Annotated in this window: 24 protein-coding genes and 1 tRNA gene; 13 read left to right on the top strand and 12 right to left on the bottom strand. The window is 62.4% G+C overall.

The annotated features are described in order from the left end of the window. Positions 1-146 precede the first annotated feature (146 nt). Positions 147-653 carry a hypothetical protein gene (locus FIU89_RS14590; RefSeq protein ID WP_152493272.1) on the top strand — a complete coding sequence of 169 codons (507 nt, stop codon included), beginning with the start codon at positions 147-149 and terminating at the stop codon, positions 651-653. On the opposite strand, the gene FIU89_RS14585 is transcribed toward FIU89_RS14590, so the two are convergent. Continuing rightward, the gene (locus FIU89_RS14585) at positions 650-1,225 is read right to left on the bottom strand and encodes a hypothetical protein (protein WP_152493271.1); all 576 of its coding nucleotides are present in this window, start codon (positions 1,223-1,225) and stop codon (positions 650-652) included. The genes FIU89_RS14590 and FIU89_RS14585 overlap by 4 nt on opposite strands. Positions 1,226-1,276: 51 nt before the next feature. Here FIU89_RS14585 and FIU89_RS14580 point away from each other — a divergent pair, with 51 nt between their 5' ends. After that, positions 1,277-3,028: a phage terminase large subunit family protein gene (locus FIU89_RS14580; RefSeq protein ID WP_254701690.1), complete on the top strand. Its 1,752-nt coding sequence runs from the start codon at positions 1,277-1,279 to the stop codon at positions 3,026-3,028. 2 nt (positions 3,029-3,030) lie between these two features. On the opposite strand, the gene FIU89_RS14575 is transcribed toward FIU89_RS14580, so the two are convergent. Both FIU89_RS14575 and FIU89_RS14570 read right to left on the bottom strand, forming a co-directional pair. Continuing rightward, positions 3,031-3,516: a hypothetical protein gene (locus FIU89_RS14575; protein WP_152493269.1), complete on the bottom strand. Its 486-nt coding sequence runs from the start codon at positions 3,514-3,516 to the stop codon at positions 3,031-3,033. Positions 3,517-3,725: 209 nt separating this feature from the next. Further along, complete coding sequence (locus tag FIU89_RS14570; RefSeq protein WP_152493268.1) at positions 3,726-3,956, bottom strand: hypothetical protein; 231 nt, start codon at positions 3,954-3,956, stop codon at positions 3,726-3,728. A gap of 271 nt (positions 3,957-4,227) precedes the next feature. Here FIU89_RS14570 and FIU89_RS14565 point away from each other — a divergent pair, with 271 nt between their 5' ends. The 6 genes from FIU89_RS14565 (at position 4,228) to FIU89_RS14535 (ending at position 10,019) form a co-directional block, all read left to right on the top strand. Continuing rightward, positions 4,228-4,836: a hypothetical protein gene (locus FIU89_RS14565; protein ID WP_152493267.1), complete on the top strand. Its 609-nt coding sequence runs from the start codon at positions 4,228-4,230 to the stop codon at positions 4,834-4,836. 113 nt (positions 4,837-4,949) lie between these two features. Beyond that, positions 4,950-6,230 carry a phage portal protein gene (locus FIU89_RS14560; protein WP_254701689.1) on the top strand — a complete coding sequence of 427 codons (1,281 nt, stop codon included), beginning with the start codon at positions 4,950-4,952 and terminating at the stop codon, positions 6,228-6,230. Positions 6,231-6,385: 155 nt separating this feature from the next. After that, the gene (locus FIU89_RS14555) at positions 6,386-8,143 is read left to right on the top strand and encodes a prohead protease/major capsid protein fusion protein (RefSeq protein ID WP_216647022.1); all 1,758 of its coding nucleotides are present in this window, start codon (positions 6,386-6,388) and stop codon (positions 8,141-8,143) included. Then, a complete protein-coding gene (locus tag FIU89_RS14550; RefSeq protein WP_152493264.1) occupies positions 8,143-8,361 on the top strand; it encodes a phage head-tail joining protein in 219 nt (72 codons plus the stop codon). Before FIU89_RS14555 ends, FIU89_RS14550 begins: the two co-directional genes overlap by 1 nt. 1 nt (position 8,362) lies before the next feature. Continuing rightward, positions 8,363-8,692 carry a DUF2190 family protein gene (locus tag FIU89_RS14545; protein WP_152493263.1) on the top strand — a complete coding sequence of 110 codons (330 nt, stop codon included), beginning with the start codon at positions 8,363-8,365 and terminating at the stop codon, positions 8,690-8,692. A 256-nt stretch (positions 8,693-8,948) separates the two neighbouring features. Beyond that, positions 8,949-10,019: a site-specific integrase gene (locus FIU89_RS14535; RefSeq protein WP_254701688.1), complete on the top strand. Its 1,071-nt coding sequence runs from the start codon at positions 8,949-8,951 to the stop codon at positions 10,017-10,019. Positions 10,020-10,104: 85 nt separating this feature from the next. On the opposite strand, the gene FIU89_RS14530 is transcribed toward FIU89_RS14535, so the two are convergent. The 6 genes from FIU89_RS14530 to FIU89_RS14505 all read right to left on the bottom strand — a co-directional run bounded on the left by FIU89_RS14530 (position 10,105) and on the right by FIU89_RS14505 (position 15,525). Next, positions 10,105-10,179 (bottom strand) — tRNA-Glu (locus FIU89_RS14530). A gap of 102 nt (positions 10,180-10,281) precedes the next feature. Further along, positions 10,282-12,024 carry a single-stranded-DNA-specific exonuclease RecJ gene (recJ, locus tag FIU89_RS14525; protein ID WP_152493261.1) on the bottom strand — a complete coding sequence of 581 codons (1,743 nt, stop codon included), beginning with the start codon at positions 12,022-12,024 and terminating at the stop codon, positions 10,282-10,284. Beyond that, on the bottom strand, positions 12,021-12,584 hold the full coding sequence (locus FIU89_RS14520; protein WP_152493260.1) for an isochorismatase family protein: 564 nt from the start codon (positions 12,582-12,584) through the stop codon (positions 12,021-12,023). The genes recJ and FIU89_RS14520 overlap by 4 nt, the downstream gene beginning before the upstream one ends. A gap of 5 nt (positions 12,585-12,589) precedes the next feature. Further along, positions 12,590-13,552, bottom strand: a complete 963-nt coding sequence (gene glpX / locus FIU89_RS14515) for a class II fructose-bisphosphatase (RefSeq protein ID WP_152493259.1) — start codon at positions 13,550-13,552, stop codon at positions 12,590-12,592. A gap of 252 nt (positions 13,553-13,804) precedes the next feature. Beyond that, a complete protein-coding gene (locus FIU89_RS14510) occupies positions 13,805-15,091 on the bottom strand; it encodes a homoserine dehydrogenase (RefSeq protein WP_152493258.1) in 1,287 nt (428 codons plus the stop codon). A gap of 158 nt (positions 15,092-15,249) precedes the next feature. Beyond that, positions 15,250-15,525 (bottom strand): hypothetical protein, encoded by a 276-nt coding sequence (locus FIU89_RS14505; RefSeq protein ID WP_254701687.1) that lies wholly within the window; start codon positions 15,523-15,525, stop codon positions 15,250-15,252. A 120-nt stretch (positions 15,526-15,645) separates the two neighbouring features. Here FIU89_RS14505 and FIU89_RS14500 point away from each other — a divergent pair, with 120 nt between their 5' ends. Next, a complete protein-coding gene (locus FIU89_RS14500; RefSeq protein WP_152493256.1) occupies positions 15,646-16,236 on the top strand; it encodes a TetR/AcrR family transcriptional regulator in 591 nt (196 codons plus the stop codon). An 81-nt stretch (positions 16,237-16,317) separates the two neighbouring features. Continuing rightward, positions 16,318-16,794, top strand: coding sequence for a hypothetical protein (locus FIU89_RS14495; RefSeq protein WP_152493255.1), 477 nt, complete (start codon positions 16,318-16,320; stop codon positions 16,792-16,794). Between the two features lie 7 nt (positions 16,795-16,801). Here FIU89_RS14495 and FIU89_RS14490 read toward each other — a convergent pair whose 3' ends face one another. The 3 genes from FIU89_RS14490 to FIU89_RS14480 are packed head-to-tail and all read right to left on the bottom strand — an operon-like array spanning position 16,802 to position 19,817. Then, a complete protein-coding gene (locus FIU89_RS14490) occupies positions 16,802-17,383 on the bottom strand; it encodes a TadE/TadG family type IV pilus assembly protein (RefSeq protein WP_152493254.1) in 582 nt (193 codons plus the stop codon). Then, a complete protein-coding gene (locus tag FIU89_RS14485) occupies positions 17,383-17,919 on the bottom strand; it encodes a TadE/TadG family type IV pilus assembly protein (RefSeq protein ID WP_152493253.1) in 537 nt (178 codons plus the stop codon). Before FIU89_RS14485 ends, FIU89_RS14490 begins: the two co-directional genes overlap by 1 nt. Continuing rightward, positions 17,916-19,817, bottom strand: a complete 1,902-nt coding sequence (locus FIU89_RS14480) for a TadE/TadG family type IV pilus assembly protein (protein ID WP_172978118.1) — start codon at positions 19,815-19,817, stop codon at positions 17,916-17,918. Before FIU89_RS14480 ends, FIU89_RS14485 begins: the two co-directional genes overlap by 4 nt. A gap of 386 nt (positions 19,818-20,203) precedes the next feature. On the opposite strand from FIU89_RS14480, the gene FIU89_RS14475 reads away from it, so the two are divergent. From FIU89_RS14475 to FIU89_RS14465, 3 genes are all read left to right on the top strand, one after another. Beyond that, a complete protein-coding gene (locus FIU89_RS14475; protein WP_152493251.1) occupies positions 20,204-21,637 on the top strand; it encodes a Glu/Leu/Phe/Val dehydrogenase in 1,434 nt (477 codons plus the stop codon). A gap of 11 nt (positions 21,638-21,648) precedes the next feature. Further along, positions 21,649-22,278, top strand: a complete 630-nt coding sequence (locus tag FIU89_RS14470) for a DUF6151 family protein (protein WP_152493250.1) — start codon at positions 21,649-21,651, stop codon at positions 22,276-22,278. 62 nt (positions 22,279-22,340) lie between these two features. After that, a complete protein-coding gene (locus FIU89_RS14465; RefSeq protein WP_152493249.1) occupies positions 22,341-23,594 on the top strand; it encodes a sarcosine oxidase subunit beta family protein in 1,254 nt (417 codons plus the stop codon). The last annotated feature ends 58 nt before the right edge of the window (positions 23,595-23,652 follow it).

Below are 23,652 nucleotides of genomic sequence, written 5' to 3'. Positions count from 1 at the left end.
ATGGCAAAAGGTACTATCCGAGCTTTTCGCTCGCGGGTAGCGTGGAGCCCCGACATTTCACCCCGTGGTGAAAATTCTGATTTGGGAAAACTCTCTGGGGACGCGTTCCCCCTGTGGGGGCTATCCCTCCTGTGGGGGATATTCCCGTGAGCACTGACACCCGTGACAATATCGCCGAGTTGATCGGCGACGAGTGGGCCGACGCTTTTGCAGCCCCGGAGCCCGTGACCGCTGCCAAGTTGGGAGAGTGGCTGGGGCTGACCGCGAACCGGGTCCACGCGCTCGGCCGCGATGGCGTGCTGCCCCGGACGCCCGAGAAGACCTATCCGCTCCGGGCATCCGTGGCCGCCTATTGTGACCACGCCCGGCAGCTCGCCAAGGGCAAGGCCGCCGACAAGGAACTGGCCGAAGAGAAGATCAGGCTGGCCCGGGAACAGGCCGACAAGATCGCGCTTCAGAACGCTGCCGCCCGTGGCGAGCTGTTGGACTCCCGGCTGGTGGCGAATGAGTGGCGCGCAATTGTCACCGATCTGCGGGCCGCCGTGCTTGCCGTGCCGTCCCGGGTGGCAAACCGCTTGGGGCTAGACCGTAAAGAGACCACGGCGCTCGACGTCGAGATCAGGGCCGCGATGGAGGCGATTGCCGATGACTAGTCGAAACCTGCAAATTCCTCCCATTCGTCTGTCAGATCAGTTAACTCGCATCCGCGCCGCATCTCATTTGGTGCAGTGCCGATATAGCGTTTTGAGCCCCATTCTCCTTCATCAGACAATATGGTGCCCGCAACGTCGTAATTGTGCGCAGCAAAGATTTTGTATGAGAGGTCGTTCTTGCGGCTCAGTGCAAGGGCTGTTTCGACTGCTTCATCAAATTCAATATGTGCGCTCTCCCATCCGCCGTCCGGGTTCTGGATACAATATGCTCTCTCCAGCCATGAAAACTCGATGTGCTGATTATCCACTTTGAATGAAGGTTTGTAACGAATCTCATGCGATTTGCTTCCATTACACAATACAAGAATCGAAAAGGTTCTTGGTATCTGCCCAGTGACTTCCAATGACCCGCATTCCCGAACGTCGCCACGTGCAAGAATTACGGCAGCTAAGTTAAAGGCGGAATCCTCACTTAACCTTACGTTCCATTCAGGCTCGCGCAAACCGAATAGGCTTTCCTTTATCCATAAGAAAACGCCCAAAACTGCCAATAACAAGATGAAATGCTTCAATGTGTACCTGCTGAGATTGTAAACATGACCGATGCTACGAACCTAAATGAAATGCGCAAGCAAGCATTTTCGGCCTTCCGACCGCCCGCCAAGCTGGCCCTGAGCGAGTGGATCGAGTCCCACGTTTTCCTACCGTCCAGCCTTGCCGCTCAGCCCGGTCGGATGCGTCTCTGGAAGCCGCAAATTGAGATCGGCAATTCCATCGGCGACGATACCGTGGAGCGTGTGACGATCCTGAAGAGCGCCCGCGTGGGCGCGACACAGTTGATGGTCGGGGCGCTCGGCCACTTCGTCCAGAACGACCCCAGCCCAGTCCTGTGTGTGGTCCCGGCTGAGGCCGACGCTCGGCATCTGGTGGTGTCTGTCATCGAACCGACTTTTGGCGAGTCTCCGGCGCTCAGGGCTGCGCTGACGACCGACGCAGGTGGCCGCGACACGATGCTGAACCGCAACTTCGCAGGCGGCTCGCTGACTGTCGTAAGCGCCCGTGCGCCGCGTAACCTGCGGGCCCGGACGGCCCGCATCCTCTTCGCCGATGAAATTGACGCCTATGAACTGAGCGCGGGCGTGGAAGGCGACCCGGTGGAACTGGCAATGCGTCGTACCATGACCTTCGGCAACCGGAAGATCGTCTTGGCCAGCACGCCGGTTGACGCCGAGACCAGCCGCATCCTGCGGGCCTATGAGCAATCCGACAAGCGGGTCTTCGAGGTCCCGTGCCCCGGCTGCGAAGAGTTCCAAGAGATCGTTTGGGCTGACATTCACTGGGATGACGGTAAGCCCGAGACGGCCCACTGGGTCTGCCCCGAGTGCGGCAGTGTCGTGGAAGACCGGCAGAAACCTCTGATGGTCGCGGAGGGCCGCTGGCGGGCCACAGCGCCGCATGTGGAGGGGCACCGGGGCTACAAGCTGACCAGCCTGACCAGCACGCTCCCGAACGCCTCGTGGCCGCGTCTGGCCGCCGAGTTCCTTCAGGCGAAGCGCAGCCCAACCACGTTGAAGCCGTGGCTCAACACGGTGCTGGGCGAGCCGTGGCGCGGCGAGGGCGACGATCTGGACGACGCCGAGTTGGCATCCATGCGCGAACCCATTGGTCTTGACCGTCTGCCGCCCGAAACTCTCTACCTGACCGGCGGCGCGGACGTGCAGAAAGACCGGATCGAATTGACGACGTTGGGCTGGACCGCCGATGACGTGGCGCTGGTGCTGGCCCATGAGATCGTCTGGGGCGACCCTAACCTGACCGATACCTGGGCGGAACTGGACGACCTTCTGCGCCGCGACTTCCGGCACCCGGCGGGCGGTGTGCTCCGCTATGACGCGGTGCTGGTGGACAGCGGCGACGGCGGAATGACGGATCAGGTCTATGGCTTCACCCGGTCCCGGATCGGCCGCCGCATCTTCCCGCTGAAGGGTGTCGCAGGCTTCAAGCGGCCGCTGGTGGAGCGGTCCAAGACCCGGGGCGTCCCGTTGCAGCTGGTGGGCGTGGACGTGGCCAAGCAACGGCTCTTGAACGCCCTGCAAGCCCGCTCGGGCTGGCGCTTCGGCGACACACTGTCCGATGACTGGTTCACGCAACTGACCAGCGAACGCCGCGTGGTGCGCTATTCCCGGGGTCAGCCCACCGCCCGTTTCGAGCGTATCGTCGGCCGCCGGGCCGAGGCGCTGGATTGCGTCGTCTATGCGATGGCCGCCCGGGCACTGGTGGGCGTTGCCGTGGATCGCCGCGAAGCCGATCTGGCGAGCGTGACGGGAGCGGAGAAGCGCGCTACGGTAGTGAAAAGCAAGTGGTTGGAAGGATAGCCTTAAAGCCCCGTAAAAAGGTCTCGAATAGCATCCCAGAGTTTATCCGCCGCTCCGACTAAAGATGTCGTGCTCGAGACCTTTTCAGTGATCGCCTTCATTACAGCTTTGATCGTGGCAGGCTTCCTCTTGCCAACGATTTCCTCAGCGAGACTCTCCGTCAATTCGAGAACTTCGTTCTTCTGGTCGTCGCTCAATTCTTCAGATTGGACAACCGCGTCCGTCAGAGTCTTCAATTGATCACCGACAAGTTGGCTATCAGAACCCTTTGAAAGCGTGATGGCTGCGTCGATCCTCTCTATCGATCCAGTGTTTAGGACTCCAATCTGAGACTGAGAAATATTGAAGTTATTCAATGTGTGACTCCTTTGCATGGCCTTCGCTAATGCTTGAACAGGTAGCCTGCCGCCACTACTCGGGATGCCTGTTACCATGTCCATGTGGTCCAGCGCATTGTTCATCATCGCAGCGTTTTGCAGGAAGCTCATATTATTGATGTGGGACCACTGGGCATAGCAGTCCAAGCATAGGGGCACGCCTTCATCTGCGACACGAAAAAGAGCGGGGCGGTCACACTGGTGGCACTTCATTTTAGGGCCGAATTTAGGGTGCTAATCGTAGCTTCGGAAATATCCATGTTACCTCCTACAAATGTTAAGGGATAGGGGGCGTCTGGGTTTCCGTCAATCTGTAGACCCTATAAAACCTCGCCGTTCGGCTTGCAGTAGAACTGCGACCCCAGCGGAGCATCCTGCATCGTGACGCGCCCGTCCGTGGCGAAGGCCAGCGGATCGTCGGGGGCCGGGTAGCCCATGTGTTCCAGATAGCGGCGGGTCATGATGATCGCTTCACCGACCCTCAGACCCTCTTCCGCCGACGTCCTGAACATTATTACCGCAAGGCGGCGGGCCTTCTGAACGTCTGCCATGTAATCATGCATTTTCGTTACCTTTCCGAAAAGAAAGGGGGCCAGTGCATTGGTGAAAACTGACCCCCTCCCTCAGCACAGGAGTCGGCGGGCTGTAATCGCCGACGACGCTGGAATAGCTTCAGTGACCCCGCCTTGGCAAGAAGATTCTGCGCTTAAGCAACCGTGAGTAGCCTAGGCAACCTACGGTAGTCAAAGAATTTTTTTACTGTCCACCGAGGTAGAATCGGGGTAAAACGGCATCTATTCTTCTGACGGAAAGGACACCGACATGAACGCAATGCCCCTCATCCCGCCTACCGTGCAGCACCGCCCGCAGGGGCTGATAGACTGCGCCCAGATCACCGATACGCTGATCTTCCCCGGTCAGGATCGGCAGGTAGTTTACGATCAGGTGCGGGGCCTGCTGACCGCCGGACACCTGCACCCGAGCGCCCGGGAAGAGCGCGGCAAGAAAGCCTTCCTGCTGGCCCCCGAAAACATGTTGATCGCTGACGTGATGCTGCGGATGCGCGACTTCGGGATGCGCGGGGCCGACGACGCCAAGGCGGACCCCTACGTCGCCGCAGGTCTCACCCTCCGCCACTGGTCGGGCGGCAAGCCCGGGGGTGCCAAGAGCAACCCGGCTGCGCATGTGATCGCCGAATATGAAATTGACGTGCGGGGTTGGGTTTTCGAGTTGTGGAGTTTCCGCCACGCGAAGCGGGACCGGGTCCAGTTCGAGGGCCGTATCCACCATGTCACCCGCCGCCAAGCGACGAACCTGCGGCACGGTGGTAAACCCAGTTGGATCCCGTGCGGGTGCTACGCGGTTGATTTGACTGACGCGCTCGACCGCTGGCATCCGCGCGGCCAAGAACGCCGCGAGGCCATGAACTGAGTATGGCCTTTCCGTTCCTGCCCGACGCCTTTCGGCGCATCTTCGACCGCTCCGCCGCTCCGGTGGGGCGGCGCTCTGTTGATGCGGCAACGGGGAGCCGCCGGGGAAGTGGGATGGGTCAGTTTGGCCCCATCAACCCCGAAATTGGAGCGGCAGCGCCGATCACCCGAGCCCGGGCGCGGTATCTGGCCACCAACAACCCGTTCATCGCCAATGGCGTGCAGAACTGGTGCGCATCGCTGGTCGGGACGGGCATCCGCCCCGCCGTCCGGGCGACCGATGCCGGGACCCGTGAACTGGCCGCCGGGTCATTCGAGACTTGGGCCGACGCCGCCGACCACGCTGGGCGGACCGACTTCTGGGGCCTTCAGCGGGATGTGTCGCGCCACCTTGTCGTGGACGGTGAAGCCTTGATCCTGATGCGGGACGAAGCCGACGGGCTGCGCCTGCAACTGATCCCGCCGGAACTGCTGGACGAGTCGAAAACGGCCGCGCTGGGCGACGGCCGGGAGATCGTATCGGGTGTGGAGTTCGACGCACAAGGCCGTCGGGTGGCTTACCACATCCTTCCCCAGAAACCCTCTTCGATTTATGCCGAGTATGCACCGCCGGTCCGGGTGGACGCCGCCGACGTGCTCCACGTCATGCAGCCCGCCGCCGCCGGGCAGGTGCGCGGCCTGAGCTGGCTTGCTCCGGCGGTCCTGTCGGCGAGCGAGCTGGACCAGTTGACGGACGCGCTGCTGGTTTCGGCCAAGATTGCAGCCATGCACGCCGCCTTCGTGACCGATGCCACCAATATGGGCGGCGCGGCGACGGCGTTCCCGGACGCCGATGGGCTCAGCGACATATCGCTGGAACCGGGCGTGGTTCGGGTGCTGCCGGGCGGGACTGATATTCGCTTCAACAGCCCCGAACAGTTGAAAGACGCTCCGGCCTTTGTGCGGATGAACCTTCTGGCGCTTGCGGCGGCTCTGGGCTTGCCCGAGCACATGATTTCCGGCGACCTGACCAACGCCAATTACAGTTCCCTTCGGGCGGGTTTGCTGCCGTTCCGGGCGCGAGTGGAGCAATGCCAGTATGGCGTCCTCGCCCCGCAACTGTTGCGTCCGATCTGGCGGCGCTGGATTGCAACCGAAGTGCTCGCTGGACGGCTGGACCTGTCGCCCGAGCTGCGGGCCGAGTGGATCATGCCCCGCCACGCTCAGGTCGATCCCGCCAAGGATATGGCGGCCGTCAAAGAGGCTCTGTCACTCGGGCTCATGTCCCGGTCGCAGGCAATCAACGAACTGGGCTGGAACGCGGACGATCTGGACCGTGAGATCGCCGCTGACCGCGCCCGCGAAACGGAGCTGGGCCTGTCCTTCGGCGAGGGGGCGAACGATGGCCAAGAGTGAGTCCCAGCTTCGATTCCTCCTGCGGAATGTGAGCGACCGGAAGAGCGGGCCAAAGCTGACCGCGAGCCCCGCGAAAGCCTCGCATGTGCGCGACCCTAGGACTGGGAAGCTGCACGGCCGCTGGTCCACAGAATTTCAGAAATGGGAGTCCCGTCTTGCCGCTCGATAACACAAACCTGCTGACCCGCCGGGCGACCTTCGCCCCGGCTTCGCTCGACCGTGAGAACCGCACCGTTCGTGTCACCGTTTCGACCGGGGCGGACGTGCGCCGCAGGGGCTACATTGAACGTCTTAAACTGCCCGACCCGCAGACCCTTGTCGGTTTGCCGGTGCTCAACGCCCATCGTCAGGACGATCTGGATAATGTCCTTGGCCGCGTCGTCGCGGCTGGAGTCGATAGCGATGGGCTCTGGGCGGATATGAAGATTTCGCAGCGAGCCGACTGGCTCATGGCGGAAATCGAGGCTGGCATCATTACCCAAGCCAGTCTCGGCTACACCGAAGGTCCCGTTACGGAGTCCGTCGATCAGAGGACACGGGAACGGGTCAGAACCTTCATCCCCAACGTAAAGGAAGTCAGCTTCGTTCCCATCGCGGCGGATGCTGGTGCCAGAGTCAGGAGTCAGAGCATGACAGACGAAATCGAAACCCTCACCCCGGAACAGGCTGAAACGCAACGCCGGGCTGAAATCCGCACCATCGCCCGGCAGGCCAACCTCGGCCACGAATGGGCAGACGGTCAGATTGACGCGGACGCTACGGCCGAAGCGGCCCGCTCGGCGGCTTTCGAGGCGATGCATACCCGCAGCCGGTCGCAGCCCGTAATCCGCACCCACGCTCCGGCGAACGACGATCCGGCCGTGATCCGGGACCGGCAGGCCGAGGCGCTGCACGTGCGCATGGCGGGTGGTGAGCCCAAGCCCGAGGTCCGTAGTTACCTGTCCATGTCCATGCTCGACATGGCCCGGGACTCGCTCGCCCGCGTCGGCGTCTCCACCCGTGGAATGTCGCCGGATGAGGTCTTCACGCGGGCGGGCGAGCACACGACCAGCGACTTCCCGACTCTGGTCAGCAACGCGATGAACAAAACCGCTTTGTCCAGCTATCAGTCCGCCAGCTCGCCGCTGAAGTCGCTCGGCCGTCAACGCAGCCTCAGCAACTTTAAGACCGCCACCAGCATCCGCCTTGGCGAGATGGGGCGTCTGGAAGAACTGGACGAGTCCGGTGAGATCACCGCGACCAGCCGCGCCGAGAACGGCGAGACGATGCAACTCAGCACCTACGCCCGGGGCATCACCGTCTCGCGCAAACTCCTGATCGACGACGATCTGGGGATGCTGGGCGACATGACCGCCGCCTTCGGCGAGGCAGCCGCTCAGACCGAGGCCGATATTCTGGTGGCGATGCTGACCGGCAACCCGAACCTGAGTGACGGCACGCCGGTCTTCCACACGGACCGGGGCAACATCGCGGCAAGTGGCATTGCCCTCACGGCGGAATCCGCTGCCGCTGCAATCTCCACCGCCCGCCTCGCAATGCGGGGCTTCACCGGGCTCGACGGGCAGACGCTTATCAACGTTCAGCCCAAGTACCTGCTGACCGGGCCGCAGAACGAAACCGCCGCTGAACAGGTCTTGGCTGCAATCTATCCGGCCACGACCGACGACGTGAACGTGTTCGCGAACAAGCTGTCGCTTCTGATCGAACCGCGCATCACGGACACCAGCTGGTACATCTTCGCCGACCCGGCACGACTGGCCACCTTCCAGTATGGCTACCTCAGCTCGGCGCAGGGTGTGCAGATTCAGCGGGCCGAGGCGTGGTCCACGCTGGGGCTGAAGTTCCGGGCGTGGCTCGACTTTGGCGCTGGCTGGCTCGACTGGCGCGGTGCTTATCTGAACGAGGGCGAATAATGGCGCTGACCCTCGCCGAACTGCAATCTGCCCGTGACGCCCTCCTGCGGGCGCGTGCGGGCGGTATTCGGCGGGTGCGGGACCTGACCGGCGAGGAGGTTGAGTACCGCTCCGACGCCGAGATGGCCCGCGCTCTGGCCGCCCTGGACTCGGAGATCGCGGCGCTCGCGAAAAGCCCGCCGTCCACCTTCCACTTCGCAACATCGAAAGGAACCTGAGATGAAGACCTATGTTCAACCCGGCGACCGGATCACCGTGACCGCCGCAGCTGCCGCCAGTTCCGGCGATGGCGTTCTGATCGGCAGCCTCTTCGGCATCGCCTTCGGGGACGCTGGGATCGGCGACAAGCTGACCCTCGCCACCACGGGCATCTTCGAGATGCCCAAGCCGTCGACCGACGAACTGGCCGTGGGCGACCCGGTCTACTGGGACGACACCGCCGGACTGGCCACGGCTGACGACGACACCGGAAGCAACCCGCAGATCGGTATCGCTGTGACCGCCGCCGGGAACCCGTCCAGTGCCGTCAACGTGCGCCTGAACGGCTGACTCGATGACTCAGGCCGTTCTCCACGCTAAGAGCGCACCGCTTCCGCCGCCCACGCGGCGGGGGCTGTCGCGCGTGGAGGCGGCAGAATACATCGGCGTCGGGGCGTCCAAATTCGATGCGATGGTGGCCGATGGGCGGATGCCCAAACCGAAGAGAATCGACGGGCGGCGAGTGTGGGACGTGCGTGCTTTGGACCGTTCTTTTGACCTCTTGCCCGGGGGAGACGACTCGGACCACAATCCTTGGGATGAATAGATGCCCGAGGATTCCATGAAAATGCGATTGAAATACGTGGTGGAGGATACCGACCGCCACGGTAATGTCCGGCTTTACTACCGGCGCAATGGGCACAAGGTGCGCCTGCGCGGTCCTGCCGGATCACCCGAGTTTCTGGCGGACTACCGGGCGGCTTCACGCCCGCCGAAGGATACAAAGCCCAAGAGCGAGAGACCCGGTCGAGTTCTGCCCGGATCGTTCAAGTGGCTCTGCGCTCAATACTACAAATCGGCGATGTGGGCGGAGTTGGACCCGAAAACGCAGATGACGCGCCGCCGTATCCTCGAACGCTTCGCTCAGCACAAGGGCAATGGCGACAAGCCCTACAAACTGATGCTGCCACGGCATATCCGAACCCGGCGAGACGAGATGATAGCCACGCCCGAGGCCGCTAACAGCTTGGTCAAGGTACTGCGCCAGCTTTTCCGCTTTGCTTTGCGATACGATCACCACGACTTCAACCCGGCGGCGGACGTTGAACTTCTGCGGTCCAATTCGGAAGGCTACCATTCGTGGACGCTGGCCGAGATAGAGCAATTCGAGGAAAAGCATCCGATTGGCACCACGGCCCGTCTGGCGCTCGCACTGGCGCTCTACACGGGCCAGCGGCGCAGTGATCTGGTTCAGTTCGGCCGCCAGCACGTCCAGAAGGGGTGGCTGGTCTTCACCCAGCACAAGGGACGCAACCGCCACCCGGTGAAACTCGAAATTCCGATCATTCCGGAACTACAACGGATCATCGACGCCAGCCCGGCAGGCGACCTGACCTTCCTGCGGACCGACTACGGCCGCCCGTTTACGAACAATGGATTCGGTAACAAGGTTCGGAAGTGGTGCGATGATGCCGGGCTACCGCATTGCTCGATTCACGGGCTGCGGAAGGCGGCTGCCGCACGGCTCGCAGAACTGGGCTGCACCGAGTTCGAGATCATGGCTATCACCGGGCACCAGACCAGCAAAGAAGTCACCCGCTACACGAAGGCAGCAAGCCAGCGGACGCGAGCGGAGGCGGCCTTTCGCAAGATGACGGGAGGAACAGAAGCGGGGTAAAAGTGTCCCACTTTTTGCCCCGGTTTGAACGGGTGGGACAATTTTGGGACTTAAGCTGCTGATTTTCTGGGAATAAAAAATCAAATGGCAGCCCGTAGGGGAATCGAACCCCTCTTTCCAGGTTGAAAACCTGGCGTCCTAACCGATAGACGAACGGGCCAAGCCTTGGCGTGAGCGAGTACCTATGAAAAAGCCGCGCGCTGCGCAAGAGAATTCTTGGATATTTTTGCAGTCAGTTTAAGCTGTCGGGTACGCTGTTTGGTCAGCCCGCCAAAGCCGCGTCCTCGAGGCGAAGTTGGACAGTCTGACGTCCGCCCCAGCTGTTTATGTCGAGGCGTCCCGCCAGATGAAAGCGTTGGCCACCATGCTCTTCCAGGGTCTTTCCCAATAGGGTATCGTAGGCACCGAACGCTATGGCGTCGAGGTTCGCACCGGTGCCGTCGCCGAAGCGTAGCTTCAGGTGGCTTTCGCCTACGCGTTTGGCGAAACCGATCGTCATGTCCGGGAACGCGTAGCGCGGGCCGGGAGCGCCGGCGCCAAAGGGGCCTGCGTTCTCGATTTGATTGACCAGTTCCGGGGACGCGGCGCCGGGCATCAGAATACCGTCCAAGGTAAGATCCGCCGGCCCGGTCGATCCGGCGCCTTGTCGCGCAAGCAATTCTGACAGCCGGTCCATAGCCGCCTCAAGGTTGGCGCGTGCGACCGTAAGGCCAGCTGCCATTTTGTGCCCTCCGCCTTTCAGCAAAAGGCCTTCGGCGGCCAGGCGTTGAATGGCGTGGCCCAGGTCGACGCCCGAAACGGATCGGCCAGAGCCCTTTCCCTCGTCGCCGTCGAATCCGATCACGATGGCCGGGCGGTTCGTGGCTTCCTTCAGACGCGAGGCGACGATGCCGACAACGCCGGGGTGCCATCCGTCACCCGCTGCCCAGACGAGTGGTGCATCGAGACCGCGGGTTTCAGCTTGGTCCAGCGCCGCGGCCCGAACGACGGTTTCGACATCGCGGCGTTCGGTGTTCAGTTCGTCGAGCTTTTCGGCCAGGGAGATGGCCTCGGCCGGATCGGTGCAGGCAAGCAGGCGAGCGCCGAGATCAGCGCGGCCCACCCGGCCGCCGGCATTGACACGGGGGCCAAGAACAAAGCCCAGGTGATACGAGGACGGGGCGGTATTGACGCGTCCGATATCGCACAGCGCCACAAGCCCGGGGCGAAGGCGTTTGCCCATGACCGCGAGGCCCGTTCGCACGAACGCGCGATTGACGTCGCGCAGCGGCGCCACGTCCGCGACAGTGGCAAGGGCCACCAGATCGAGCATCGCCATCAGGTCCGGGCCCGGTTTTCCGGCTTCGCGCAATTGGCGACCGGCTTCGACCAGCATGAGGAACACCACGGCGGCAGCGCAGAGGTGCGCCAGGTCGCCGCTTTCATCTTGCCGGTTCGGATTGACGACCGCCAATGCGGGCGGAAGGCTTTCGCCGCCCAGATGGTGATCGAGGACCAGAACGTCGGCGCTTGTGACCGCTGCAAGCGCGTCATGACTGAGCGTGCCGCAATCGACACACAGGATGAGGTCATGGGCCGCCGCCAATTCGGTCATGGCCGGAGCGTTCGGCCCATAGCCCTCGTCGATGCGGTCGGGAACGTAAAGCGTTGCGGAGCGTCCCATCTGCCGAAGCCAGTCGATCAGCAAGGCAGCAGAACAGCCCCCATCGACATCATAATCGGCGAAAACGGCGATCTTCTCGTTCCGCTCGACCGCGGCGAGAAAGCGCGCCGCGGCGGTTTCCATGTCCTTGAGGCTGCGGGGGTCGGGCATTAGATCGCGCAGCTTGGGCTCAAGGTAGGTCGTGGCATCGGATGGAGCCACGTCGAGACGGCAGAGCGTCTGGCAAAGCGGGCGCGGAAGTGCCGTCTCTTGCGCCATTGCTTCTGCCAGCCGGTCTATTGCCGGCGTTGGGCCGACCCAGCAGCGGTCGGTCAAAGAGCGTGCGACGCCCAGAAAGCTCATTGAAGGTCGCGGAGAATCGCCGCAACGGAGCGGGCTCTGCAGAATTCGCCGTGCAGGTGCGATACGGCCGTCGCATGAATGGGCTCGGGATCCATCGGTGACAGATCAGGGTTCCAGCCGGTATCGGCAGAAAAGGAAAAAGCCGCGCACGCATCGTGGGCAAGGGTCACATCGTAGCCCAGGTTGTCGGCCCACCGCACATTGGTGGAAACGCAATGCGGTGTTGTCAGACCACAGATCACAAGCTCGGGGACGTTGAGATATTGCAGGTGGGACGGCAATGCGGGATCGACGAAAGCGGAGTTCGTCGATTTTTCGAAGATTGGCTCGCCGTTCAGCGGCGTCAATTCGGGCTTGAATTCGCATCCGCCGGAGTCTGGGTGCAGCGGGCTGCCCACCACCTTGCTGAGGTGCAGAACGTGACAAATGGGGCCGGCGCGCTCTCGCCATGCGGAGAGCAGCTGTGCCGCCCGCTCTTCCGCGTCTGGATTGTTGCGAGCGCCCCAAAAATCGGCTTCGAAACCAGTTTGAAAATCAATGAGTACAAGAGCAGGAAGCATCGGTCTCAGATCGGATGGCGGCAAGTCATGATACGGCGTTCTCCGGTAGAGGAACGCAGCAGCAGCGTTTGGGTTTCAATACTGTCGCCGCGCGGCTTGAGACCCGCGACGAGCGAACCCTGGGTGACGCCGGTCGCGGCAAAGATCACGTCGGACGACACCATCTCGTCACGGGTGTAGACGCGGTCAAAGTCGGTGATGCCGGCCTTCTCGGCGCGAGCACGCTCGTCATCGTTGCGGAATAGCAGCCGGCCCCAGATCTGACCGCCGAGACATTTCAGGGCGCCGGCCGCCAGAACACCCTCGGGCGCGCCGCCGGAGCCCATGTACATGTCGATGCCGGTCGTCTCGGGGTCGGCGCAATGCATGACACCGGCCACATCGCCATCGCCGATGAGGAAGATGGAGGCGCCTGTGGCGCGCAGTTCCGCGATGGTGGATTCGTGACGAGGACGTTCGAGAACGCAGACGGTTATCTCGGAGGGTTCCACCCCCTTGGCCTTGGCCAGAGCCGTCACCCGCTCGGCGGGAGACATGTCAAGCGAGACGACGCCATCGGGATATCCCGGACCGACGGCCAGTTTGTCCATATAGACGTCCGGCGCATGCAACATCGTGCCACGCGGCGCCATGGAAATGACTGTCAGCGCGTTGGGCATGGCCTTGGCGGTGATAGTCGTGCCTTCGAGCGGGTCCAGCGCGATGTCGACTTCGGGACCGTTTCCGGTGCCCACTTCCTCGCCGATGTACAGCATCGGCGCCTCGTCGCGTTCGCCCTCGCCGATCACCACGGTACCGGCGATGTCCATGGCGCCAAGCTCCTGTCGCATCGCGTTCACGGCGGCCTGGTCGGCGGCTTTCTCGTCGCCGCGGCCGATCAGCGGGCGGCAGGCAAGTGCAGCCTGTTCCGACACGCGGGCCAAGGCGAGTGACAGGAGAGCGTCATTGAAAGAGGCGGATTTGGACATTGCGGCGTGGCCTTGGTTGAATGAGGTCGAGGGTTCTCTAAAGCGTTCGTGCGCAAACATGAAGCATAGATTTCCGGCGAGGGCGATTGCACGGCGCGATGCCCCGCCCGGCGTGGCGGAGTTCAGGGCAGGTTTCGGCATTGCGAACAGGCGTTGATCCGGGTCTTCCAGCGTGGCGCCACCGGGGCCTCGAAGATCAGCGCCGGCCAACTGTGCAGGCGCGCGGCTCTGGCCCGCACGCCTGTCACCGGATCATACGCTTTCGATGCGCAGGGCGACAGGGGCTGACGCGACGACATCCACCTGAGACAACGCTTCGAGCGCGGCGACGAGAGCCGACGGCGCGGTCTTGTGGGTGACAATCAGTACCGGAGCAGTGTCTTCTTCGTGGCGGTACTGTCGCATCCGGTCAATTGAAACGCCGGCATTGCCGAGGATCGTGGCCACCTTTGCCAGCGCGCCGGGTTTGTCGTGCAGCGCCATTCGCAGGTAGTAAGGCACCGGCGCGGCCTCGCATGCGGTGGCCGGGCTGGAAAGCTCGGCCGCAGGCATGCCGAAGACAGGAATGCGGATGCCGCGTGCGATATCCATGATGTCGCCCATCACCGCGCTGGCGGTCGGACCTTCGCCCGCGCCCGGGCCGCGTAGAACGATCTGCTCCACGGCGTCGCCTTCGAGTACCACCATGTTGGTGCCGCCCTCGAGCTGGCCCAGCGGCGAGTTCTTGGGCACGAGGCAGGGCGACATGCGTTGTTCCAGCCCGCGACCTGTCATCCGGGCGACGCCCAGGAGCTTGATGCGGTAGCCCATGTCCGCGGCCTGCTTGATGTCCTCGATCGTGATCTTCTGGATCCCCTCGAGACTGACGGCGTTGAAATCAACCTGAGTGCCGAAGGCGATCGAGGCGAGGATGGCCAGCTTGTGGCCCGCGTCGATGCCGCCCACGTCGAGTTCGGGATCGGCCTCGAGAAAGCCCAGTTGGTTGGCCTCTTCGAACACATCGTCATAGGGCAGACCCGAAGCCTGCATACGGGTCAGGATATAGTTGCAGGTTCCGTTCATCACCCCCATGACGCGGGTGATCTCGTTGCCGGCAAGTCCTTCGGTCAGGGCCTTTACGACAGGAATGCCCCCGGCTACCGCCGCCTCGAAGCGCAGGACGCGGCCCGCGGCCTCGGCCTGTTCGGCAAGGGCTTGCCCGTGCATTGCCAGCATCGCCTTGTTCGCGGTGACCACATCCTTGCCTGCGGCCAACGCGGCTTCTGTCGCGGCCTTGGCGGGGCCGTCGGAGCCCCCCATGAGTTCGACGTAGACATCCACGTCATCGCGGGTCGCAAGCGCGACTGGATCATCTTCCCAATCGTACGAGGCCAGCGACACGCCGCGGTCCTTGTCACGGGTCCTTGCGGATACGGCCGTGATCTCGATGGGGCGTCCGGCGCGGGCGGCCAGCAGGTTGGCCTTTTGCCGGACGATCTTGACGACACCAGTGCCAACGGTGCCGAGCCCGGCAATCCCGAGGCGAATGGGGGTGGTCATGTGTATATCCTTGAGACGTGATCGAGACAGGTTTGGCCGGGGTTTAGCCGGTTGCGTTATGCCATGCAACGCGGGTTTTGCGTGCTACACGGACGTTTTCTTGAAAAGAAAACGGAACGAAATCTGTTGCAGATTTCGGGCGCGCGGGGTGGCCTGCCTCATTGCGGAACGTCGATGGTGATCTTCCGGTCAAGCCGGGCACGCGACGTCTGGTCTATGACCGTTCCGCGCAGGCGCTCGGCTCGCGCGCGCAGGTTCGCCACGCGGCTCTCCAGCGCGCGGGTTGTCTGGTCGGTGACGCGTGGTGCGTCCACCCGGGCGCGCAGGTCTTCTACCGGCAACAAGGATGGATAGGGCGCGCGACGTGTCTCGGCCGAAGTTGCGCTATCCAACTCGGGAAACTGCGTGCAGCCCGCCAGGGTGACGGTCAGCAAGAAAGCGAAAACGCGCGGAGGTCGGCACAGTGTCGGCATGGTGCAACTGTCATGCCACTGATCGCAGGGTGCAGGCAAGCAGGGCTTTTTTCTGAACGGGTGTTCAGTTATTCAGTTGTCATGGCACGCACTCAAGGCTCCCACTCGCACTTCACCGGACCAAAGGTCCGTGACGCCGCGTTGCGGCTGTTCGCGCAGCACGGCTTTGCCGCGGTGTCGATGCGCCGGATTGCGGCGGAGGTGGGCGTTCAGGCCGGGGCGCTTTACAATTATACCCCCGATAAACAGACGCTTCTTTTCGACCTGATGCAGGAGCATATGGACGATTTGCTGGCGGCCTGGTGCGCCGAGGATCCCGGAGGCGCGGATCCTTTCACACGGCTCGAGGCGTTTGCCCGGTTCCATATCCGGTTCAACACGAAGCGGGCCGATGCCGTTTTCGTTTCTTACATGGAACTGCGCAATCTCACGCCAGAAAATTTCGAGACCGTTACAGCGCTGCGCGGGGCCTATGAAACCCGGCTGCAGGATATTCTGACGGCAGGAACGACACAGGGGGTCTTTACCGTGGCCGAGCCACGGATCACGGCGATGGCGGTGATCGCCCTGCTGACGGGTGTGAACACATGGTACCGCGAGGAAGGACGTTTGACCCTCGACGAGGTCGAGACGCTCTACTGGAACATGGTGCGCCGGATGGTCGGCGGCTGAGGCGCCGGCGGGTCTTTTCGCTCTCGCACGCGCGGAGCAATCGCGCTATCAGGCCGAAATCCGGGCGAGGAGGCGGGACGGATGCATGATGACGAGATACTGGCGGTGATGCAGGCCTCTACCGGCAGGCGCATCCTGGGGGTCGGATGTCTGGCGGTGCTCGGCGCATTGCTGATCTGGATCGGCCTGACGCGGCCTTTCGCGGTGATCGGCTGGCAGGTGTTCCTGATCCTGCTGGGCGCGGCGGCGATCTGGATGGCGGACGCGATGCGGCGGGCCACGGCGCAGCGGGTCGAGCTGACGCGGGACGGCCTGCGCAGCAGCGATGGCGAGGCCATCGTGTCCATTGGCGATATCGAGACGATGGACCGCGGCCTTTTCGCCTTCAAGCCGTCCAACGGGTTCCTGCTCAAGGCTAAAACCAAGGCCCCGGCACGCTGGCGGCCGGGGCTTTGGTGGCGAATGGGACGCCGGATCGGGCTGGGCGGGGTCACGCCCGGGCATCAATCGAAGATGATGGCCGAGATGATCGCCGCCCTGATGGCAGACCGCGTCTGAGGCGCGATCACTTCTGCAGGCCGCAGACCCCTTCGTAGCAGACCTGCGCTGTGAAACGGATCGCGCTGAACACCCGCGTGCCAATGGTCACGTCGTCTAGACCGACGTTGAAGAGCGGCTGGTAGCTGGAAGTCGATTCCACCAGAATGACCTCTTCGCCATGGTTGACATCCGGCAGGCTCGCGTGTGCGTTCTTCACGTCTCCATCCGTAAGCGGCACCAAAGGTCCGGTGCCACGCACCTGGGACCACGCGATGCTGTACTCCTTTTTATGGTCGCTGTATTTCACTACCGAGACGCGGATCTGGTTCACGCCGTCGTCATTGGTGATCTCGTCGAACAGGATCTTGGCGTTATCGAGATAGATGGATGTCAGGCCCCCGGCGCGGGTCTCGCGAGAAATCATGTCCGCGATCGTGAACGTGCCCTTTTCGCGAACGCTCTTGTAACGGTGGATCTCGAAGAAGTCGAAGGTGGCGGTCATGGCCCAGAAGAGCAGCGGCATCGACAGGACGGTTTCGACCGTGATCAAGCCGCGCGTGTCTTCAAGAAAGCTGCGCAGGGAAACTTTGAGACGGGCCATAAGCATCAGTTCGGCTCCTGTACGAAGGCGGTCATGGAAACGATCTTTGCTTCGCCACTGGCATCCTTATCAAGTGCCGAACCCAAGAACTGCTTCGGGAAAAAGGGCTCGTACTTGTAACAGGCACGCATCAGCATCAGCTGGTTGGCGACACCGGGAGTGAAGGTGCGCACGGGCTTGGCCGGTTCGGCCTTGTCGGTGCAGTCGGCCGTCGTATCCAGCGTTTGCAGCGCGAAGATGTTGGCCGGGCGCATTTCCAGCCGGAGCTTTTCCTTGCAGTTCAGAACCATAAACGCGTTGTCGCAGACCAGATCCTTGATGTCGTCGTGCTGGGGCGCGGTGCCGGTACCGAGGCGAACTTCGCGCACCGCCATGTCCAGGCCGCGTTCCAGCAGCGTATGGCGCATCGTCACGAAACCCAGCTCGATCGACATCAGCATGAACGACAGGTAGAGCGGGAAGACCAGGACGAATTCGACAGTTGCCGAACCGGCCTCGTCGTTGATCAAGCGGCGAAAAGCCGTTTTGAACTTGGTGATCATTGCGTCAGCCTCAGAGCTTGCACGTTGCCGGCGATAGAGCCGAACGCATCAGAGATATCGAGCCCGTCCACGCTGTAGTAGTATGCGGTGCTCCCCTCGACCGGGTCGTATCCGGTGGCGCATTTCTTCAGCGAGGTCTCGGCGGTGCCGTCCTTGGGCACCTCGTAGCCGATCGTGTAGATCACCACGCCGTTGTCCTTGGCCGCGCTGCAGACCTTGTCCATCCGGGTGTTCTTCTTGCTGCCGTTGAGGTTCGAGGACATGTCTTCATATTCGTTGTCGGCGTCGCGGATACCGATAAGGTCGCCATACTCTTCCGGAGACATCAGGCCCCATGCTTCTTCCCAGCTCAGGCGCTTGCGCTTTTTGAAGCCGTCGAGTTCATCAAGGTTGACGAAATCGGTGCCGTTGATCCAAGTGCGGTCCTCGACGTTGAGATACATGTAGTCGTCCATGAGGGCGTCCCAGATGTCGTCCTCGATCGCGTCGCAGTCATTATCGGACCAGGATTGGGGAGGCGAACCCTTTTTCGAGCCGTTCGAGCCATGACCCGCATTGATCAAGCCTTGGCAGGTCGAGCTCCGGCTTCCGGAGACACCGTTCAGGACATTGGCCACCGTGGTCAGCAGACCGGGTCCATAGGTGTACTCGGGATCGCGCATCACGTAGTTGTCGTAGGTGACGCTTTTGTATTTGCAGTTCGCGTACCACTGGCTGCAGCGCCATTCGTTGCTCGAACCGTACCAACGGTAGTTGGCGTTGTAGATGTAGTAGGCGTAATCGAACTCCTGTACCTCGTATTCGACCTCGAACAGATCCGAATTCTCGCCGCGATACTTGCTGTCCTGCGGGAAAAAATAGGTGGTGGAGTTCTCGCCGTCGCCCATCATCACGATGATCTTCATCGTCTCGCTGTCCGAATAGTCGACGGGCACGGTGGTGCCGGTCACGTCACGGAAGGACGGGTCGAGCAGGGCCGCGCCCCATTTCACGCCCAATTCCCCGGACGTGTTGCCGTGGGCGATCATCTCGTCGATCTTGTCGTGCAGGTCGGTCTCGGAGGTCGAGAACTGCATCACGCGGTAGCCGTCCTCGGTATAGCACGACCGCCACGGCCAATCCAGGTTCTCGAAGTCGCCGAAGCGGGAGGTATAAATCGCTTGCTTCATGGGCACGAGCGACAGATCTTCGGACGCGGCCGCATCCGTGGCGAGGGCCGTGCTGTCATAGTCGTCCTCGTCGAACCAAAGGCAATTGGAATAGTCGTGGCGTTCGTCCACGAGCAGGGCGTCGTAGATATCCTGGCTGGGGGTTACGGAGGTGGAGAAGGGAACGATCGAGATCGTGGCGTTGCCCGGATCCGTGGTCTCGAGGATCGTTGTGACGAACTCCTTGGCCGCCTTTTGCAGATTCTCCATCTTGGATTTTCTGTTGGTGCCGTTCTGGTTCATCGAGTTCGACACGTCGAGGACCAGAGCGATTTCCAGTTTCGGCACGCGCGTCATTGCCGTTGCCTCGGCCGCAGTCGACAGGCGGTCGACGCCCGACAGTTTCATCAGGTAGGTGTCCATTTCGAATTGGGCGCTGGCCGTCACGTAGGCCGAGTTGAGGCCGATGTCGATGTCGTCCTCGCCGATGGCATTGAGGTACTCCGACATGCCCGCCTTGGCGAAATAATCCTCGACCACGTGCTTGGCTTCTTCTTCGGAGGAGGCGCCAGCGCCGGCCAGAACGGCGGAGTCGAGCGTCGCTTGCAGGTGGGCGCGGTGCATCTCGTGGCGCATCGAGTCGATGCCGAGGCCGGCCATAACGAGCATGAAAATGAAGATGAAGAGCGTGAGGATCATCATCGCGCCATCTTCGTCCTTGCGGAAATTCGAAACGCGGCGACGCGCCATCGCGTATGTTGGCAGACATGTGCTTTGCAACGACCGGAATTTATAATTCGACACGTTCATTTCTTTGGCACCTCTTTGGACGGTTTCCGCCCCAGGAACGGATTAAATCCCTGCTGTTATCAGAAAGGTCTGTGGTCAAAATAAGGCGAAACCGGGAAGAAATTGGCCGCATTGGTGACCGACAAGGGATAAATCCTTCAGATTTTCCAGACTGTTACGAAATACTCGACAAACCCGGCTTTCGCGGCGCTCCGGCACGCTGCGGTGGGCTTCGGAATGCTGTCGGCATCTGTGGTGGACAATCTGGGCACATCCCGTAACCATTGTGACATGCATGTAGGCTATGGGGAGTCGTGCCACATGCGCCAGAAGAGGGAGACCCGACCATGAATGCACCGATCAAGGAACCGACGTTCCGCGAAAGCGTGGACCTGATGTTCAACCGCGCGGTATCGCTGATGGACCTGCCGCCGGGACTGGAGGAGAAGATCCGGGTCTGCAACGCCACCTACACGGTCCGCTTCGGCGTACGGCTGCGCGGGCAGATCCAGACCTTCACCGGCTATCGCAGCGTGCATTCCGAGCATATGGAGCCGGTCAAGGGCGGCATCCGCTATTCCATGGCCGTGAACCAGGACGAGGTCGAGGCGCTTGCGGCGCTGATGACGTATAAATGCGCCTTGGTCGAGGCACCGTTTGGCGGCTCGAAAGGCGGGCTGTGCCTCGATCCGCTGGAATGGGACGAGCACGAGCTGGAGCTGATCACGCGGCGCTTCGCCTATGAACTGGCCAAGCGCGACCTGATCCATCCCGCTCAGAACGTGCCCGCCCCGGACATGGGCACGGGCGAGCGCGAGATGGCGTGGATCGCCGACCAGTACCGCCGGATGAACACCACCGACATCAACGCCCGTGCCTGCGTCACCGGCAAACCTGTCCATGCGGGTGGCATTCAGGGCCGGACCGAGGCCACGGGCCGAGGTGTGCAATACGCACTGCAGGAGTTCTTCCGCCATCCCGAGGACGTCAAGGCGGCGGGGCTCAGCGGGTCGCTGGACGGCAAGCGCGTGATCGTGCAGGGCTTGGGCAACGTGGGCTATCACGCGGCCAAGTTCCTGTCCGAAGAGGACGGCTGCAAGGTGATCGCGGTGATCGAGCGCGACGGCGGTCTTTACGACGAGAACGGCCTGAACATCGATGAGTTGCGCAACTGGATCGCCAAGCATGGCGGCGTCGATGGCTATCCGTCCGGGAATTATGTCAAGACAGGATCGAAATACCTGGAAGAGGAGTGCGACATCCTGATCCCCGCAGCGATGGAGGGTGTCATCAACCTTGGAAATGCCGACAGGATAAAGGCGCCACTGATCATCGAGGCGGCGAACGGCCCCGTGACGGCGGGCGCCGACGAGATCCTGCGCAACAAGGGCACCGTCATTATTCCCGACATGTATGCCAACGCCGGTGGTGTGACGGTGTCCTATTTCGAATGGGTCAAGAACCTGAGCCACATCCGCTTTGGCCGGATGGGCCGGCGACAAGAGGAGGCGCGGCACGAGCTCATCGTGAAAGAGCTGAGCCGACTGGACGATCACCTCGAAGGCGCATGGTCGATGACGCCGGATTTCAAGCAGAAGTACCTGCGCGGCGCGGGCGAACTGGAACTGGTGCGCTCGGGCCTCGACGACACGATGCGCGCGGCATACCAGTCGATGCGCGAAACCTGGCACGGTCGCGAGGACGTGACCGACCTGCGCACCGCGGCCTATCTGGTTTCGATCGGCAAGGTCGCCACCAGCTACCGTGCCGCCGGTCTTTAGGGAAGGGGCGATTGGTCGCGACGGTGAAGAAGACCTGCCGCTGCGGCGCGGTCGAGGTGACACTGGCGGTGCCCGCTCCCGGGGCGGGCACGCGCGTGACGTGCTATTGTAAGGATTGCCAGACCGCCGCGGCTCTGTTCGGCGAGGCGGACGTCTTGCTATCACCGGGCGGGGGCAGTGAGATCTGGCAGACGACGCCCGATCGGCTGACCCTGGAGGCCGGGGAGGAGAATCTGGAAATCCTGCGCCTGTCGCCCAAGGGGCTGTACCGCTGGCACGCGCGGTGCTGCGACACGCCCATCTTCAACACGATGTCCCGGGTGCACTTGCCCTTCGTTGGCGTGGTTCTGCGGCAGGCCGAACTCGAGGGTGCAGCGTCCGGGTTGGGACCATCGCGCTGCCGGGCCTTCACCAAACATGCAAGGCGCGCCCGGGGGGCGCCCAAGGCCGATCGCGGCTTTGCAAGCGCTGGTCTGCAGGTTCTGCGCCGCATGGCCAGTGCTTGGATCAGTGGGCGCGCGAGAACGAATCCGCTTCTCGGCGGCGATGGAGCACCGATAGCGCCGGTGAAAGTCATTCCGCTGGAGCAGCGACAGGTGGCGGTGCCTCCGCATCTGCGCGAGGGCGCGGGAACCTCGTAGCCGGTTGCAGTTTCCAGCGGAACTTGCTTGACTCGACATCTGGTCGTTGGAGAGATCACGAAATGAGGTTTTCAGGGCTGCGCGTCCTCAGGGAAGGTCTGACCGGCAATCGCGGTTGGCAGGCGCATTGGCGCGACGCCAGCCCGAAAGACGCCTATGACGTGGTCATCATCGGCGGCGGCGGGCACGGTCTTTCGACCGCGTATTACCTGGCGCGGGAGCACGGGATCACGAACGTGGCGGTGCTGGAAAAGGGCTATCTGGGCGGCGGCAACGTGGGGCGCAACACCACGATCGTGCGGGCGAATTACTTCCTGCCGGGCAACTCGGAGTTCTACAGTCATTCTCTCAAGCTCTGGGAAGGGCTGGAGCAGGAGTTGAATTACAACGTGATGCATTCGCAGCGCGGGCAGATCATGCTGTTTCATTCCGACGGCCAGCGGGACGCCGCGATCCGCCGGGGCAACGCGATGCGCAACCAGGGTGACGACGCGGAATTGCTGAGCGTCGCGCAACTGAAGAAGGTGCTGCCCTATCTGGACTACGAGCAAGCACGGTTTCCCATCTACGGCGGACTCTTGCAGCGGCGGGCGGGCACGGCTCGGCACGACGCCGTGGCCTGGGGCTATGCGCGGGGGGCGAGCGCGCGCGGCGTGGACCTTGTCCAGAATTGCGCGGTGACGGGGATCGACATCGAGGGCGGTGTCGTCAAAGGTGTGCAGACCTCGCGCGGGGCGATCCGGGCGAAGAAGGTCGCCGTGATCGTCGCGGGCCGGTCAAGCCAGGTGGCGGCGATGGCCGGGATGCGCCTGCCGATCGAGAGCCATGTTCTGCAGGCCTTCGTGACCGAAGGGTTGAAGCCTTGCATCGACCATGTCGTGAGCTTCGGAATGGGGCATTTCTATATCAGCCAGTCGGACAAGGGCGGGCTGGTCTTTGGTGGCGACCTCGATATGTACGCCAGCTATGCGGCGCGTGGGAACCTGCCACTGGTGGAGCATGTGATGGAGGCCGGCATGACCCTGATGCCGATGATCGGGCAGGCAAAGGTTTTGCGCAGCTGGGGCGGGATCATGGACATGAGCCCGGATGGCAGTCCGATCATCGACAAGTCGCCGGTCGAGGGGCTCTACCTCAATTGCGGCTGGTGCTATGGCGGGTTCAAGGCGGTGCCCGGCTCGGGGCATTGCATGGCGCACCTGGTGGCGACGGACCGCCCGCACGCGGCGGCGGCACGGCTGCGGCTGGACAGATTCCGTACCGGCCGCGGGCTGATGGACGAGGAGGGCACTGGTGCGCAGCATAACCTGCACTGAGGTGCATATGGTGGACGTCAGGCCATGAGTATTTCTGGCAAGAAAAAGTCGGGGGTGG

This window comes from Roseovarius sp. THAF27 (genome assembly GCF_009363655.1).
In the GTDB taxonomy this organism is placed as follows: domain Bacteria; phylum Pseudomonadota; class Alphaproteobacteria; order Rhodobacterales; family Rhodobacteraceae; genus Roseovarius.
The sequence above is the reverse complement of the archived record's forward strand: the minus strand, read 5'-3'. Positions and strand labels throughout refer to the sequence as shown.